This is a genomic window from Wenzhouxiangella sp. YN9, assembly GCF_056324165.1.
Map to the genome: position 1 here is coordinate 110,550 of NZ_JBJNIP010000100.1, position 14,340 is coordinate 124,889.

At 64.7% G+C, this 14,340-nt stretch carries 18 protein-coding genes; 6 read left to right on the forward strand and 12 right to left on the reverse strand.

The genetic code is table 11. The annotated features are described in order from the left end of the window. Positions 1-3 precede the first annotated feature (3 nt). From ACEWQ0_RS09030 to flgB, 8 genes are all read right to left on the reverse strand, one after another. On the reverse strand, positions 4-1,113 hold the full coding sequence (locus tag ACEWQ0_RS09030; protein WP_476485149.1) for a flagellar basal body P-ring protein FlgI: 1,110 nt from the start codon (positions 1,111-1,113) through the stop codon (positions 4-6). Positions 1,114-1,126: 13 nt separating this feature from the next. Continuing rightward, positions 1,127-1,780: a flagellar basal body L-ring protein FlgH gene (gene flgH, locus ACEWQ0_RS09035; RefSeq protein ID WP_476483364.1), complete on the reverse strand. Its 654-nt coding sequence runs from the start codon at positions 1,778-1,780 to the stop codon at positions 1,127-1,129. Positions 1,781-1,808: 28 nt separating this feature from the next. Continuing rightward, entirely contained in the window at positions 1,809-2,591 is a 783-nt protein-coding gene (gene flgG, locus ACEWQ0_RS09040) for a flagellar basal-body rod protein FlgG (RefSeq protein WP_476485150.1), read from the reverse strand. Positions 2,592-2,718: 127 nt separating this feature from the next. Further along, on the reverse strand, positions 2,719-3,459 hold the full coding sequence (locus tag ACEWQ0_RS09045) for a flagellar basal body rod protein FlgF (RefSeq protein WP_476483366.1): 741 nt from the start codon (positions 3,457-3,459) through the stop codon (positions 2,719-2,721). Between the two features lie 34 nt (positions 3,460-3,493). Then, a complete protein-coding gene (flgE, locus tag ACEWQ0_RS09050) occupies positions 3,494-4,711 on the reverse strand; it encodes a flagellar hook protein FlgE (protein WP_476485151.1) in 1,218 nt (405 codons plus the stop codon). Between the two features lie 56 nt (positions 4,712-4,767). Beyond that, positions 4,768-5,433, reverse strand: coding sequence for a flagellar hook assembly protein FlgD (locus ACEWQ0_RS09055; protein ID WP_476483368.1), 666 nt, complete (start codon positions 5,431-5,433; stop codon positions 4,768-4,770). A gap of 13 nt (positions 5,434-5,446) precedes the next feature. After that, positions 5,447-5,866 (reverse strand): flagellar basal body rod protein FlgC, encoded by a 420-nt coding sequence (flgC, locus tag ACEWQ0_RS09060; protein ID WP_476483369.1) that lies wholly within the window; start codon positions 5,864-5,866, stop codon positions 5,447-5,449. After that, positions 5,863-6,267: a flagellar basal body rod protein FlgB gene (gene flgB, locus ACEWQ0_RS09065; protein WP_476483370.1), complete on the reverse strand. Its 405-nt coding sequence runs from the start codon at positions 6,265-6,267 to the stop codon at positions 5,863-5,865. Before flgB ends, flgC begins: the two co-directional genes overlap by 4 nt. Before the next feature lie 228 nt (positions 6,268-6,495). Here flgB and flgA point away from each other — a divergent pair, with 228 nt between their 5' ends. The 5 genes from flgA (at position 6,496) to ACEWQ0_RS09090 (ending at position 10,099) form a co-directional block, all read left to right on the forward strand. Further along, the gene (gene flgA, locus ACEWQ0_RS09070) at positions 6,496-7,197 is read left to right on the forward strand and encodes a flagellar basal body P-ring formation chaperone FlgA (RefSeq protein ID WP_476485152.1); all 702 of its coding nucleotides are present in this window, start codon (positions 6,496-6,498) and stop codon (positions 7,195-7,197) included. Between the two features lie 66 nt (positions 7,198-7,263). Continuing rightward, complete coding sequence (gene flgM, locus ACEWQ0_RS09075; RefSeq protein ID WP_476483372.1) at positions 7,264-7,572, forward strand: flagellar biosynthesis anti-sigma factor FlgM; 309 nt, start codon at positions 7,264-7,266, stop codon at positions 7,570-7,572. A gap of 4 nt (positions 7,573-7,576) precedes the next feature. Continuing rightward, positions 7,577-8,068, forward strand: a complete 492-nt coding sequence (locus ACEWQ0_RS09080; RefSeq protein WP_476485153.1) for a flagella synthesis protein FlgN — start codon at positions 7,577-7,579, stop codon at positions 8,066-8,068. A 15-nt stretch (positions 8,069-8,083) separates the two neighbouring features. Next, positions 8,084-8,776, forward strand: a complete 693-nt coding sequence (locus ACEWQ0_RS09085; RefSeq protein WP_476483374.1) for a flagellar brake protein — start codon at positions 8,084-8,086, stop codon at positions 8,774-8,776. 33 nt (positions 8,777-8,809) lie between these two features. After that, positions 8,810-10,099: an EAL and HDOD domain-containing protein gene (locus ACEWQ0_RS09090; RefSeq protein WP_476483375.1), complete on the forward strand. Its 1,290-nt coding sequence runs from the start codon at positions 8,810-8,812 to the stop codon at positions 10,097-10,099. A 99-nt stretch (positions 10,100-10,198) separates the two neighbouring features. On the opposite strand, the gene ACEWQ0_RS09095 is transcribed toward ACEWQ0_RS09090, so the two are convergent. Continuing rightward, positions 10,199-10,567, reverse strand: coding sequence for a hypothetical protein (locus tag ACEWQ0_RS09095; protein ID WP_476485154.1), 369 nt, complete (start codon positions 10,565-10,567; stop codon positions 10,199-10,201). A gap of 254 nt (positions 10,568-10,821) precedes the next feature. On the opposite strand from ACEWQ0_RS09095, the gene ACEWQ0_RS09100 reads away from it, so the two are divergent. Then, a complete protein-coding gene (locus tag ACEWQ0_RS09100; RefSeq protein ID WP_476485155.1) occupies positions 10,822-11,262 on the forward strand; it encodes a host attachment protein in 441 nt (146 codons plus the stop codon). On the opposite strand, the gene recJ is transcribed toward ACEWQ0_RS09100, so the two are convergent. From recJ to greA, 3 genes are read right to left on the reverse strand one after another with little or no spacing between them, the layout of a single operon-like run. Next, complete coding sequence (recJ, locus tag ACEWQ0_RS09105) at positions 11,248-12,963, reverse strand: single-stranded-DNA-specific exonuclease RecJ (RefSeq protein ID WP_476485156.1); 1,716 nt, start codon at positions 12,961-12,963, stop codon at positions 11,248-11,250. The two genes, ACEWQ0_RS09100 and recJ, sit on opposite strands and share 15 nt — an antisense overlap. Then, complete coding sequence (locus tag ACEWQ0_RS09110; protein ID WP_476485157.1) at positions 12,960-13,883, reverse strand: hypothetical protein; 924 nt, start codon at positions 13,881-13,883, stop codon at positions 12,960-12,962. The genes recJ and ACEWQ0_RS09110 overlap by 4 nt, the downstream gene beginning before the upstream one ends. Further along, positions 13,852-14,334, reverse strand: coding sequence for a transcription elongation factor GreA (gene greA / locus ACEWQ0_RS09115; protein WP_476483380.1), 483 nt, complete (start codon positions 14,332-14,334; stop codon positions 13,852-13,854). Before greA ends, ACEWQ0_RS09110 begins: the two co-directional genes overlap by 32 nt. Positions 14,335-14,340 lie beyond the last annotated feature (6 nt).

Consider the following 14,340-nt stretch of genomic DNA (forward strand, 5'->3'; position numbering starts at 1 on the left):
GGCTCAGATCACCACCAGCTCGGCGCGCAGCGAGCCGGCCTGCTTGAGCGCTTCCATGATGGCAACCAGGTCACCGGGTGCGGCACCGACCTGATTGACCGCCTGCACAATCTCGTTGAGCGTGACTCCCGACTCGAACAGGAACATGCGCCCGCCTTCCTGCTCCACCTCGATATCACTCTGCGGTACCACGGCGGTCTGCCCGCGCGAGAAACCCTCGGGCTGACTGACTTCCGCGCGCTCGGAGATGGTCACCGACAGCGAGCCGTGGGCCACCGCCGCGGGCAGTACCCGCACGTGATTGCCGATCACCACCGTGCCGGTGCGCGAATTGACAATTACCCGCGCCGGCGCGTCGCCGGGCTCGACTTCCATGTTTTCGAGTACAGACACGTAGCTGATGCGCTGCGAAGAGTCGCGCGGGGCGCGCACCTGAACCGTGACCGCATCGAGCGCACGCGCCGTGTCCTCACCGAGCTTGTCGTTGATGGTCTCGACGACGCGGTGGGCGGTGGTGAAATCGGGCGTGTGCAGGTTGAGCATGACGTGCTCGGCGCGGCCGAAGCCGCTGGCCACGGTGCGCTCCACGGTGGCACCGCCGGGAATGCGCCCGCTCGAAGGCACGTTGACGGTGATGCTGGAGCCGTCCTGCCCGGACACGCCAAAACCGCTGACCACGAGATTGCCCTGGGCAATGGCGTAGACCTCGCCGTCGGCACCGCGCAGCGGTGACATCAGCAGGCTGCCGCCGCGCAGGCTTTCGGCGTTGCCCATCGAGTTGACGGTCACGTCGATTTCACTGCCGGGCTTGGCAAAGGGCGGCAGCTCGGCATGAATGGTGACCGCCGCCACGTTCTTGAGTTGCGGGTTGATGTTGCCGGGCACGGTCACGCCGAATTCCTGCAGCATGTTGCTAATCGACTGCACCGCATAAGGCGCCTGACTGGTCTGATCCCCGGTGCCGTCCAGGCCGACCACCAGGCCGTAGCCGACCAGCTGGTTGGAGCGCACGCCGGCCACCGAAGCCAGATCCTTGAGGCGCTCGGCACTTGCCGCCGGGCAGATCAGAAGCGCCAGGATGAACAGAAAAACGAGTCGAGCAGAGCGTTTCATGAGATTCTCCCGATCAGAACAGGGTGAAGGGCAGCATGAAAAACCGCGCCAGGATGCCCGGCCGGTTGGCATCGGCCAGAGCGCCGGTGCCCGAGTATTCGATCTGGGCGTCGGCCAGCTTCCACGACGGCACGCTGTTGTCGGGGGCGATATCGGCCGGGCGCACCACGCCGGCCACACGAATGTATTCACGCCCCTGGTTGATGGTCACCCACTTCTGGCCGCGTACGTACAGATTGCCGTTGGGCAGGCGCTGATGCACGGTCACGGTGATGTTGCCGTCAAGGCGATTGCTCTGGTTGCTGCTGCCCGCGCCTTCGAACTCCTGCGTCGAGCCGATCTGGCCCTGGAACAGCGGCACACCATCGTTGGTGATCTCCTTGCCGAAGACCGTGGGGTTGCTGATGTCGGCGGTGGTGTCTTTCTGTGTGCTGGTGCTGGAGCTGGTGGTGGCGTTGGTGCGCTCGACCAGCTGCACGGTAATGGTGTCACCCACCCGGCGCGCCTTGACGTCCTCGAACAGGGCAATGTTGTTGCCGGTCTGATAGATGGCGCCGTTGGCCTGCACCGGATCGGGCGCGGGCGATGCGGGCGGCAACGTCGCCGACCAGTCGTCAATGGGTTCGGGGCTGGCGCAGGCGGCCAGCAGGCCAAGACCCGCCAGCATGACCAAGCCGCGGCCCCGGCGACGGAGACTACAGGTTGTTGTTGACATAGCGCAGCATCTCGTCGGAGGTCGAAATCGCCTTGGAATTCATCTCGTAGGCACGCTGGGTCTCGATCATGTTGACCAGCTCTTCGACCACGTTGACGTTGGAGCCCTCGAGCATGCCCTGGGCCAGCTGACCGAGCCCATTGAGGCCGGGATTGCCGGGCAGTGCCGGCCCGCTGGCACCGGTTTCGACAAACAGGTTTTCGCCGCGCGGCTCGAGGCCGGAGGGGTTGATGAAGTCGGTCGTCTGCAGCAGCCCGATCTGCACCGGGGCGGCCTGCCCGGGCAGCTTGACGCTGATGGTGCCGTCACCGCCGATGGTCACGCTCTGGGCGTCGGCGGGCACATTGATGCCGGGCTGCACCTGATAGCCGCTGGCGGTCACCAGCTGGCCCTCGGAGTTGACCTGAAAGGAACCGTCGCGGGTATAGGCCAGGTTGCCGTCGGGCATCTGGATCTGGAAAAAGCCGCGACCCTTGATGGCCAGGTCGAAAGCATTGCCCGTTTGCTGCAGGTTGCCCTGGGTAAACATCTTTTCGGTGGCCACCACGCGCGAACCGGTGCCCAGGTACAGGCCCGAGGGCATTTCAGTATCCTGCGACTGCTGTCCGCCCGCCTGGCGGACGTTCTGATAGACGAGGTCTTCGAACACTGCGCGTCCGCGCTTGAAGCCGCTGGTATTGACGTTGGCCAGATTGTTGGACACGACCGACATGCGCGTCTGCTGCGCATCCAGGCCGGTCTTCGAGATCCATAGTGCCTTCATGGTGCTACCTCAAGAATTGTCTGTTCGGCGTCAGCGCCGTCATTGCCTGACCCAGTTCCGTGCAAAAGCGATGCCAGGAGACTGAAACGAAAGGCGGCGACCATGGTCGCCGCGCCGAGTCCCGCAATCAGCTCATGCGCAGCAGCTCGGCCGCCTTGCCGTCGTTTTCCTCGGCGGTTCGCATCATGCGGATCTGCATTTCGAACTGGCGCGAGAGCTCGATCATGTCGACCATGGACTCGGCCATGTTGACGTTGCTGCCTTCCAGGTGGCCGGTGGTCAGGCGCACACCGGCATCGTCCGGCGGCACGCCGCCTTCGGCGTTGCGAAACAGCCCGTCCTCGCCGCGCTCCAGCGCCACATCGGCAGCGTCGACCAGGCGAATACGACCGACCACCGCCTGCACCTCGGGCCCCTGCCCCAGCGGCACGACCGAGACCGTGCCGTCGCCACCGATGGTCAACTTGGCGTGCGGCGGCACCGCAATCGGGCCGCCGTCACCCATCACCGGATGGCCATCGCCGGTGGTCATCAGGCCGTTGGCGTCAAGCTGCAGATCACCGCGGCGGGTGAGCGCATCGCCGCCGTCGGGCGATTGCACCACCAGCCAGCCGCTGCCCTGAATGGCGACATCCAGATCGCGGCCGGTGGTCATCAGGTTGCCGGGAGCGAAGTCCGCTCCGGCGATCCCGGCCATGCTGTTGATGCGAGTGGGCAGCCCCGCCCCTTCGACCGGACTGCTCAGCGCGGCCTGTTCTATCGCCTTGTAACCAGGCGTGGCGATATTGGCGATGTTGTTGGCGTTGGCCGCCTGGGCGTCCATCACCTTGCCGGTGCCGGTCATGCTCACGTACAGGAGCCGATCCATGCCCTGCCTCCTTTCAGTTTCCGCTGGCGCTCGGTCAGCGGATGTTGATGATGGTCTGGGTGATCTGATCCGCGGTCGAGATCATCTGCGAGTTGGCCTGAAAGTTTCGCTGCGCCGTGATCATGTTCACAAGCTCTTCGGTCAGATCCACGTTGGCATCTTCCAGCGCTCCGGCTTCGATCATGCCCAACGATGAGGTGCCGGCCTCACCGCGAACCGCGTCACCGGAGCTGAAGGTTTCCGCCCAGGCGGTATCGCCCAGCTTTTCCAGCCCGTGAGGATTGGAGAAATTGGCCAGCGCCAGCTTGCCCAGTGCGTCGGACTGGCCGTTGGTGAAGCGCGCCAGCACCACGCCCTCGTCGCTGACATCGATGCCCATCAACCGTCCGCTGGCATAGCCGTCCTGCGACATGTTGTTGACCGCAAAGCGCTCGCCGTACTGGGTGGTGTCGGTGATATCGGTGGTCAGTGCGATATCGTCGGCGTCGGGGTTGACCGTGACCGGCGGAAAGGTCAGCTCGCCACCGGCCGGGGTGATCAGCGTGCCCGTTGAGTCGAATGCCACCGTCTGGGGGCCACCGGCGCTGACGCCACCGATTTCCAGATGCGCTTCCCACTCGTTGGGGTTGGCGGTCTTGGAAAAGTAGTAGTTCGCGGTGTGCGAGGTGCCGAGCGAGTCGTAGACCGTCAGCGAGCGCGAATGATTGTAGCTGTCGGGATCATCCGGATCGAAAGGCGTGACCGTCGGCTGGGTAGCGTCGGCCGGCAGGTTGAGGCCCAGGGTCACGCTGCTGCTCGCATTCGGAGCGCTTTCGGTGGTGTTGAGCTGCAGATCAGCCAGCTGGCCGGTATTGAAGCCGCCGTCGGCCTGGGGCGGATAGGCCTGCAATCTCGACCCGGAGTCGTTGACCACGAAACCCTCGCGATCGACCGTGAATGCGCCTGCCCGGGAATAGCTCAGCGCACCGTCATTGCTGAGGGTGAAAAAACCGTCGCCGCTGATGGCCATATCCAGATTGTTGCCGGTGAAGCTGAGATTGCCCTGGGAAAATTCCTGCTGAACCGAGGACATGCGCACGCCCAGCCCGGTGGCGGTGGAAGAAAGCGACTGCAAACCGCTGGCGAACAACTCCATGAAGTTGCCGCGCGAGCGCTTGAAGCCGGCGGTATTGACGTTGGCCACGTTGTTGGCGGTGACGTTGAGATCGGAAGAGGCGGCTTTCAGGCCGGACAGTGAAATCTGGAATGACATGGTCTCGACTCCTTGGTGGATGACTATGTAATGGCAAAGGTTGCAGTTCGCGTGTTTCAGGAAATCTCTCGCGCATCGGCCAGCGACAAAGTGCCAAGCCCCTTGAGGGTCATGCGCATGCCGTCTGTGCCGCCAAACAGCGAGACGCTCTCGATCTCGCCCCAAAGATAGGTGGCGACAGACTCCTTGCTGCCGCCGGACTGGTATTCGGCGGACACCTCATAGCGCCCCGCCGGCCCGGGCTCATCGTCGGCTGCCGCTGCTTGGCCCCACTCGAAGCGTGCCAGGCCGGTGCCGTCGTTCTCCACGGCGATGCGGGCCACCTCCTGGCCGGCGTCATCGCGAATGGTCACGACGCCGTAATCAACATCCTCGGGAAGCTCGATCACGCCGGAGATGCCTTCACCAGCAGACACCTCGATTGAATCTGCCGCCACCAGGGCCGAGCGTTCGACCAGCGACGCCGCCTGCAAGGCCTGATTGGCAGAGAGCGCGCCGGTGACCGACGACATGGTGTTATTGAGATTCTCGATGCCGCTGACGGTAGAAAACTGCGCCATCTGACCGAGAAAGTCGCCGTTCTCCATCGGCTTCATCGGATCCTGATTCTGCAGCTGGGTAATCATCAGCCGGAGAAAATCCTCCTGGCCCATCTGCTTTTTGCCTGGTGCGTTCGCGGAGCCCTGCCCCTGCAGCCCGCCGATCACGTCCATTGCACTCATGCCCGCTGTCTCCTTACTTGCCCAGCTGCAGCGTGCGCAACAGCAGCTGCTTGGATGTATTGAGCACCTCGACGTTGTTCTGGAACGAACGCGAGGCGGAAATCATGTTGGTCATCTCTTCGGCCACGTTGACGTTGCTTCTGAAGATGTAGCCTTGTTCATTGGCCTGCGGGTGTCCGGGGTCGTATTCGGGCATAGGCGCACGCCCGGACTCGACAATGTCGAGAATGCGCACGCCCTGGCTGGCGCCGGCATTGCCGGTTGCGCCCTGCTCGAGCAGGGTCTGGAACACCGGCTGGCGCGAGCGATAGGCCTGCTCCGCGCTGCCGGCCACCGTGTCGGAGTTGGCCAGATTGGATGCCGTGGTGTTGAGCCGCACCGATTGCGCGCTCATGCCGGAACCGGCAATATCGAAAACCTTGAACAGATTCATCGGCCACTACCTCCCTTGATGGCGTTGACCAGCGAGTTGATGCGGCCGCCGAGAAACTCCAGGCTGGCCTGATAGCGAATTGCGTTTTGCGAAAACGCGGCCTGCTCGCGCTGCGTGTCGACGGTGTTGCCGTCCTGGCTGGGCTGCATCGGCACCCGATAGAGCAGCTGGTTGCCCGCCGCCGTGCTGCCGCCGCCGGTGCCGATATGACCGGGCTGCGTGGTTTTCAGCGTGCGGCCACCACCGGCCTGCTTGAGCGCGGACTGAAAATCCAGATCGCGCGCCTTGTAACCCGGCGTATCGGCATTGGCCAGGTTGGCTGCCAGCACTTCGGTGCGCCGTCCGGTGATCTTCAGGGACCGGGCGTGCACGCCAAAATAGTTATCAAGATCGAATCGCATGTGCCGCTACACTCGTATCGAGTTGATTTGCCCTTCGATGATGCAAAGCTCGTGCCAGGGCCCGGTCACGCCCTTACACTGCCTTTGCGGCCGATTGACAGGTCAACGCCAGACGCCAAGGCGGCATTACTGCGGCAAGGCGTTGCCGGGTGGCGGCAAGACCTCGCCCCTGGCACGCGTTTTGCTCGGGATGGAGCGAACTCATGTCGAACGCGATCGCCCGATGCCATGATGAAACCTGCAAGCCTGATGATCATCACGCTGATCACGCTGTCGACAGCAACGGCGGCGGTCGATAACGACATTCAGTCGGTCGAGAGCATCCGCGCGGCCGCCGAGGCATTCGTCGTGGCGCCGCATGATGATGCGAACGTATCCGCCCGGGCCGGTCGGCTGGACCCACGCCTGCGCCTGCCCAGCTGCGACCGGCCACTGAGTACTTTTGCCGCCACCGCGGCAGCTGCGGGCGGCAACCAGAGCGTCGGCGTTCACTGTGAAGGTTCGCGAAACTGGACCATCTACGTGCCAGTGAAGGTTTCGCGCCGGGCCCGGGTCGTGGTGCTGGCACGAACTGTGCAGCGTGACACCCTGCTGACGCCGGAGCATCTGGACATGGTCACGCGTGACGTGGCGGGCCTCAGCAGCGGATTTTTTACACAGGCAGAAGAGCTGGTCGGCCATCGGGTCAAACGCTCGGCGGCGGCCGGCACGGTGCTCACGCCGGTGCTGGTGCATCGCCCGCCGCTGATCGAACGCGGCGATCGCGTTACCCTGGCCTCGGGCAGCAGCGCGGTAGCCGTCAGCGCCCCGGCCGAAGCTCTGGGCGCTGGCCGCCGCGGAGAGCGGCTGCGGGTGCGCAACCTGTCGTCGGGAAAGGTGATTGAAGCAGTGGTGGTAAGCCGGGGTCGCGTCGAGGCTCTGGGGCAATGAAACCGGCCCTAAAGTTTGCCCGGAATGAGCCGCTGAAATGTATAGCGTGTCACAGGAGAGTCAAAAATGGCTGACAAGATCAATGGCGTAACCGGCTCCATTCCCCAGAGCCCGTCGCGCCAGAAACCAGCCGAAGAGAGTCAGCGTGCGGCCTCGCAGCAGAGCCGACAGACGCAAAGCCAGGGTGATTCGGTCGAGCTGACCGATTCGGCCCGCCGACTCAGCGGCCTGGCCGAACAGGTCGCCGCCGGCGAGGCAGTCGATACCGGCCGCGTTGATGCTGTACGTCAGGCAATCGAGGACGGCAGCTATCAGGTCGATGCCGAAAGGCTCGCCGGCAAGATGCTGGCCTTCAATCGCCTGTTCGAGGACTGACTCCATGCTCATGGGACCGGGCCAGTGCGCAAAAAAACTGAGTCGGCTTTTTGACGATCAGCGTCAGGCCGCCGAGCAGCTGCTGGCGCTGCTGGAATCCGAGCGCGAGTCCCTGCGCCGCGGCGATGCAGAACCGCTCGAGCAATTCGCCGCCGACAAGTCCGATCTGATTGGGCGCCTGCAAGCCCTTGAATCCGAACAACGTCAGCTGCTCGGCGAACTGGCCTTCTCCGAAGACGCGGCCGATGCGCTTGACCGCGCGCTGGAGTGGTGCGACACCGACGGCAGGCTCAGGCAGCTGCACGCACTGACGATGCAGCGCGTTATCGAGTGCAAGCGCGACAACCAGCGCAATGGAGTGATGGTTCGCCAACGGCTCGGCTATCTGCGGCGCACGCTCGAAATCCTGCGCAGCGCGCACACCGAGACGCAGACTTACGGCCCGGACGGACAAACCGAATCAAGCGGACAGTCGCGCCTGCTGGCCGAAGGCTGATCGGGTAACCAGGGGATGGCCCACACCGTCATCCGCTCCAGCCAGCGGCGATACGCGCTGCTGGCGCGCCTGCGTGATCAACGCAGCCTCATCCTGCTGCATGCCCGACCGGGAAACGCACCACCCTCGCTGTCGATGCTGCTGGCCATCGACCGCAGCGCCCAGGCCCTGATTCTCGATGCGCCCGTGGATCACGAGCAGCTCGAGCTCGAATCCGACAGCACGCTTCGTATCACCGCCAACCTGCAGGGCATCGATCTGCGCTTTCGCTGCCGGTTCCTTGGCTGGGTCAGGCATCAAGACGAATCGGCGCTGCAGGTCAGCCTGCCCGACGAACTCAAGTACCTTGAGCGCCGCAGCGCCTATCGCGTGCGCATCTCGGGCGCGTCGGCTGGGCTTGAACTCCGCGACGAAACCGAACGCTCGGTCGAGGGGCAGCTGATCGATCTGTCCCCGGGCGGGTTCGGCGCCGTGGTCGAAGACGCAGCGTTCATACGCGAAGGCGAGGTGCTAGACTGCAAGCTTGAGTTCAACGAATGGCGCTTGACGGTCGAGGCCGACATTCGCCGCAAGAGCGCCCCCTCGGCCCGTGGTTACTGCCATGTCGGAGCGCACTTCGTTGGGCTGGGTCGACGCGAGAAGCGGAGCCTGGAGCGCATCGTCGCCCAGCTCGAGCGCCAGGCAATCCGCTCCGACCCGACCCGCTAGAAACCATCAGACTGCAAGGGACTTCGCGAAAAGATGAGCACTCGGGAAACGCCGCAGACCACGCCCGGAAAAGACAGCGAACAGAACACCTCACTCGACATCTTCGTCGCCCGTCAGCCGATTTTCGACCGCAACCTGCACGTCTACGGCTACGAGTTGCTGTTTCGCGACGCCATGGTCGATGTCGCCAACATCGCTGCCGACGAGCAGGCCGCCGACGAGGCGACCTCAAAGGTTCTCCTCAACACCATCATGGAGCTGGATCTCGAGCGCCTGGTGGACGGCCGGATGGCGTTTTTCAACCTGACGCGCCAGTTTCTGATGGCCGGTGCCAACCTGCCCTTCAGCACCACCAACGTCGGCATCGAAGTACTCGAATCGGTTCCCATCGACGACGATACCGTCGACGCGGTCGAGCAGCTGTCGATGCTGGGCTTCACCATTGCACTCGACGACTTCGAGTGGCGCCCGGGCATCGAGCGACTGCTGCCTTTGGCCAGCATGGTCAAGATCGATCTGCTCAGCCGTAGCGAGCAGGAGATTGTCGACATGGTCGACGAGCTGCGGCCCTGGAACGTGCGGCTGCTGGCCGAAAAAGTCGAAACCCGGGAACAGTACGAGTTCTGTCAACAGCTGGGCTTCGATTACTTTCAGGGCTTCTTTCTTTGTCGTCCGAAAACGGTGGCGGCCCGCCGCCTGCCGGAAAACCGGCTCAACACGCTGCGACTGATTGCCAAGCTGCAGGCGCCCGACGTCACGCCCGACGAGGTGGAGGGCATCATCAAGAACGATGTCGCCCTCAACTATCGCCTGCTCAGAAGCGTCAATTCCGCTTACTACGGACTGGCCGTCAGAATTCGCTCCGTTGCACACGCCATCGTCTACCTGGGCATGCCCACGGTGCGCAACTGGGCCAACCTGTTGTTGCTCGCCGGGCTTGAGGATCAGCCCAATGAGCTGGTGCGCCTGGCGCTGATTCGCGCGCGCATGTGCGAGCTGCTCACCGAGGACAAACCACGGGATACGCGTGATGCAGCGTTCACCACCGGTCTGTTTTCCATGCTCGATGCGCTGCTCGACATGCCGATGGACGAAATCATCGGCATGCTGCCGCTCGAAGACGACCTTTCACTGGCCCTGAGCGAGCGCGAAGGACCCTATGGCCGGCTGCTGTCGACGGTGATTGCCTGCGAACGCGGCGACTGGAAGAACATTCACCACGAGCTGTTCAGCAACGAACAGCTGACGCGTGGCTATATCGCGGCGGTCGAATGGGCCCACAACCAGTTTCGGGCGCTGCGCTCCGACTCGGCAACCGCGTAGCCCGACGCGATGGCGGCAAACCCGCCACGAAGACTGCCTGCCGCCCCCTTTCTGCCAGAACTGCCCGGTGGTCGATCGACCACCGGGCGAGTTGTCGCCTTACCAGGTCTTGACGTCGGTAATCGCGACCGAGAAGTCCACCATCTTGCGGTTGTACTTCATCAGCGGGCCGAAATCGAACGGCCTGGCCTCGCCGGGCGCCAGGTTGGCGGTCATGGCCGGCCAGCCGTCGACGGTATCGACCACGCTGCCGTAGTCGGTCCGGGCCTCGATTTCAACCTGGGCCGCCGCCGGCTGGGAGCAGTTGTTGACCAGCTTGCCGGCCAGCTCCAGTTTGGGGCAGCGTGGGCCGCGGCAGTCATTGACCGCGACGTTGAAATCAATGACGGTGAAATCGCTCAGCGAGCACTCGGCATATACAACCGTTGAAAGCACGAGGAACAGCGCAGCTATTACGTACCTGGTCACACCCTTTCTCCTTACCTTGTGAAACATCCATTGATTGCGGCAGGTCTGGTCGTCAAGGCAGACGCACTCGGCCGACACCACCTTGTGCCATTCAGCGGCAGGTTGAAGAGAAACTTTAGGAATTTGACGCACCTGGCCAGCTCTGCTCAACTGAACTCAAGGCGCGAACAAGCGCACAGGCAGGTTGAATTCCTGCGCGGCTCGTCCCAAGGTTCATACTCAACAGCATGGCTTTCCAAACCGAGGAGCGGAGCATGAGCGAATACTGGATTGTGGTTGCCAACGCCGGTCGGGCGCGGATCTTTTCGCGCGCGAAGAAACTCAGCCCGCCGATGGAAATCGAATCACTGGTTCATCCGGAGTCGCGGCTGCGCCGGCAGGATCTTGCCGCCGACCGTCCGGGCCGGGTACAGGAATCACAAACTCCCGGTGAAAGTCCGGCGGGAGAACGAACCGACCCCAAGACCCTGGAGGCTGCGGTATTTGCGCGCGAACTGGCGCAACGGCTCGATCACGCGCGTCAGCAAGGCCGGTTCGAGCACCTGGTCGTGCTGGCCGACCCGAGCTTTCTGGGCGAGATCCGCCAGCAGCTCGACCACGGCACCGCCAGCCGGGTGGCCGCGACCGACACGGTCGATCTGACGCAGGCCGAAAGCGAACAGATTGCGCAGGCGGCAGACTCAGCCCTGGCCTGAGGCGATCAGATGGCGAACGCGCAGCTGCGGCGTCACCCGCCCCTGCCAGCGGTTGATGTCCAGGCTGTAGACCACGCCCAGCGGGTCCGGCAGCTCGTTGTGACAGAGTCTGCCGGCGCCAAAGGCAATGGCATCGAGCACCGGCCCGCCCCCGACAGGCTGTAGCCGCAGCTTGAGGTGGCTGCCGCCGACCACGCGCCGCTCGCGCACCCTGAAGTGCCCGTCGAACAGGGGCTCGGGCCAGGCCTGCCCCCAGGGGCCGGCATCGGCGAGCGCGGTCGCCGTTTCCAGAGACAATTCATCGCCCTGCAGACTGCCGTCGGTATAAACCACATCCGGCTCGAATTCATGGTCGGCCAGCTGCTCATCGAACGCCGCGCGGAAGGCCTCGAAACGGTCGACGCTCAGCGACAGGCCGGCGGCGCGGGCATGGCCACCGAAACGGTCGATCAGACCGGGGTTGGCAGCATCAATGGCCACCAGCAAGTCGCGCATGTGTACGCCCGCCGGGCTGCGGCCCGAGCCCTTGAGTTCGCTGCTGCCGGCCTCGGCTGGGGCAAACGCGATCACCGGGCGCTGCAGACGCTCGACCAGCCGCCCGGCCACCAGGCCAACCACGCCCTGGTGCCAATCGGGGTCGTGAACGCACAGGCCGTGCAGCTCGCGATTCACGGACTCGGCCAGCTCGCGTGCCTGCGCTTCAGCGGCTTCCTGCATGTCGGCCTGCAGCGAGCGGCGTTCACGATTGAGTGCATCGAGCTGTTCGGCCAGCGCCACCGCCTCGGACTCATGCTCGGCCAGCAGGCAACGCACGCCGATGCTCATGTCTTCAAGTCGCCCGGCAGCGTTGAGGCGCGGGCCGACGGCAAAACCGAAGTCCGCCGCGCTGGCGTGGCGCAGATTGCGGCCGGCCACCTCCATCAAGGCGCGCACGCCCGGCAGGCAGCGCCCGGCGCGGATGCGCACAAGGCCCTGCTGTACCAGGCGGCGATTGTTTTCATCCAGCGGCACCAGATCCGCCACGGTGCCCAGCGCAACCAGATCGAGCCAGCGATCCAGCCGCGGTTCGTGGCCGGGCTTGAAGTGTCCGTGCTGGCGCAGCCAGGAACGCAGGGCCATGAGCAGGTAGAACATGACGCCGACGCCGGCCAGCGCGCCGGAGCCGAAGGTTTCGCCGGGCAGATTGGGATTGACGATGGCATCGGCCGCGGGCAAGGACTCGCCCGGCAGATGGTGATCGGTCACGATCACCTGCATGCCGGCCGCTCTGGCCCGCGCGATGCCGGCATGAGAACTGACGCCCTGATCAACGGTGACCAGGACATCGGGCCGCAACGCTTCGAGCTCGCCGACCAGCTCCACGCCCAGACCATAGCCGTGAAGAAAACGGTCCGGCACGCGCCAGCGCACATCGCGCACACCCAGCGCCCTGAGCCCGTGGACAGCGAGCGCGGTTCCGGTTGCGCCGTCGGCATCGAAATCACCCACCACGACCACGCGCCGGTCGGCCTCGATCGCCGCGGCCAGTATGCGGCAGGCGGCATCCAGCCCGCCCAGCGTGGGCGGCAGGAGTTGCGCCAGCGAATAGTCGGGCAGCGCACGCGCGCCGCGGGCGGCCAGAACCCGGCCGGCAACCGGGTGAATGCCTGCGACGGCCGTTTCCAGACCCGCCCGCCGGCGTATCTGAACCTGGCGAATCACCGCCACAGCCGCCAGGCGTCAACGGGCGTGAAGCGGCGCCGGCTGGTCATGCCGGCCAGTTCGAGCGCGCCAATCCGGCCCAGCCGCAGACGACGCCAGGCGCGGCGCAACAGGCGCTGCAAGCGCCCCAGGTTGTCGTCGGCGGTCTCCTCGTGACGCGCGACGAACTCCAGCAGGCAGCCGCCGCAAGGCGCCGATTCGTCCGCGGGCAGATCGTGGGGCAGCTCCAGCCAGTCGGCCAGCGCCACCAGCACCGGGTCACGCGCGACGATGCGCTCGATTCGCGGGGCCACGTGGTCGCGATCCGGAAGCTGTCCGCCACCCCAGAACCACAGGCTACCGGGCACCCGCTCGCCCGGTCCGGCCGACTGCCGGTACTGCTGCAGGGCCACCTGCGTTTCATTGAGCAGCCGCCGCCACCGACGGGCGTCGTTGCCGGCAGGCAGGCAGCGCTCGAGGCTGAGCCCGGCCAGAGCCCAGGGCGGCACGAAGCAAGCGTCAGGGGGCTGTTCGAGCCGCAGATAACCGCGGCCCGAAGGTGTCAGGTCCAGCGGCAGGCCCTCGTGTCTCAACAGCGCGACCAGCTCAGCGCGCCAATCACCCGGCTCGAAAGTGCTCTCGGCGTCAAGCCAGACGGCGGCCAGGTCCGGAGTCAGGCCGACGGGATCGGCCCGCAGCCAGCAGCCTCCGGCATCCCCGGGCCGATCGAGACGACGCGTCAGCGCCGCGACACCCACCGCCTGACCAAGCGCAAGCTCGGTCTGCGGAGACTCCTGATCCAGAGCCTGCGCCGGTACTCGTTTGATGAGTGAATCGATCAGCGGCGGAACTCGTGCCGCCTCGCGCAGCAGGGCATCCAGCTGCGGAACGAACAGGATCAGGCGTCGGTCAGCTTGCGTAGCGAACCTCGACAATTTCATAGGTCCGTTTGCCATTGGGGGCCTCGAATTCGATCACCTCGCCTTCTTCACGGCCGATCAGCGCCCGCGCCAGCGGTGCCGAAATGGCCAGGCGACCGGCACGAGAGTCGGCCTCGAGATCACCGACGATCTGCCAGGTGGTTTCTTCCGCGCCGGGCTGGTCTTCTACCAGCACAACGGTGGCACCGAACACCACTTTGCCGCCGACGTTGAGCGCGGCCACGTCGATGACGCGCGCGTTGCCCAGGGCGTTTTCGAGGTCGCGAATACGCGCCTCGATGAAGCCCTGATGCTCACGCGCGGCGTGGTATTCCGCGTTTTCCTTGAGATCGCCATGGGCTCGCGCTTCGGCAATGGCTTCGATGACCGCCGGGCGCTCCTCTTTCTTGAGCCGATCCAGCTCGGCGCGCAGGCGTTCGGCGCCTGCCTTGGTCAGCGGCGTCTGACTCATGTTATC

Excerpts from the sequence above, each read along its gene's own strand:
- ACEWQ0_RS09030 (WP_476485149.1), bottom strand. The coding sequence starts at position 1,113 with ATGAAACGCTCTGCTCGACTCGTTTTTCTGTTCATCCTGGCGCTTCTG.
- flgH (WP_476483364.1), bottom strand. The coding sequence starts at position 1,780 with ATGCTGGCGGGTCTTGGCCTGCTGGCCGCCTGCGCCAGCCCCGAACCC.
- flgG (WP_476485150.1), bottom strand. The coding sequence starts at position 2,591 with ATGAAGGCACTATGGATCTCGAAGACCGGCCTGGATGCGCAGCAGACG.
- ACEWQ0_RS09045 (WP_476483366.1), bottom strand. The coding sequence starts at position 3,459 with ATGGATCGGCTCCTGTACGTGAGCATGACCGGCACCGGCAAGGTGATG.
- flgE (WP_476485151.1), bottom strand. The coding sequence starts at position 4,711 with ATGTCATTCCAGATTTCACTGTCCGGCCTGAAAGCCGCCTCTTCCGAT.
- ACEWQ0_RS09055 (WP_476483368.1), bottom strand. The coding sequence starts at position 5,433 with ATGAGTGCAATGGACGTGATCGGCGGGCTGCAGGGGCAGGGCTCCGCG.
- flgC (WP_476483369.1), bottom strand. The coding sequence starts at position 5,866 with ATGAATCTGTTCAAGGTTTTCGATATTGCCGGTTCCGGCATGAGCGCG.
- flgB (WP_476483370.1), bottom strand. The coding sequence starts at position 6,267 with ATGCGATTCGATCTTGATAACTATTTTGGCGTGCACGCCCGGTCCCTG.
- flgA (WP_476485152.1), top strand. The coding sequence starts at position 6,496 with ATGATGAAACCTGCAAGCCTGATGATCATCACGCTGATCACGCTGTCG.
- flgM (WP_476483372.1), top strand. The coding sequence starts at position 7,264 with ATGGCTGACAAGATCAATGGCGTAACCGGCTCCATTCCCCAGAGCCCG.
- ACEWQ0_RS09080 (WP_476485153.1), top strand. The coding sequence starts at position 7,577 with ATGCTCATGGGACCGGGCCAGTGCGCAAAAAAACTGAGTCGGCTTTTT.
- ACEWQ0_RS09085 (WP_476483374.1), top strand. The coding sequence starts at position 8,084 with ATGGCCCACACCGTCATCCGCTCCAGCCAGCGGCGATACGCGCTGCTG.
- ACEWQ0_RS09090 (WP_476483375.1), top strand. The coding sequence starts at position 8,810 with ATGAGCACTCGGGAAACGCCGCAGACCACGCCCGGAAAAGACAGCGAA.
- ACEWQ0_RS09100 (WP_476485155.1), top strand. The coding sequence starts at position 10,822 with ATGAGCGAATACTGGATTGTGGTTGCCAACGCCGGTCGGGCGCGGATC.
- ACEWQ0_RS09110 (WP_476485157.1), bottom strand. The coding sequence starts at position 13,883 with ATGAAATTGTCGAGGTTCGCTACGCAAGCTGACCGACGCCTGATCCTG.
- greA (WP_476483380.1), bottom strand. The coding sequence starts at position 14,334 with ATGAGTCAGACGCCGCTGACCAAGGCAGGCGCCGAACGCCTGCGCGCC.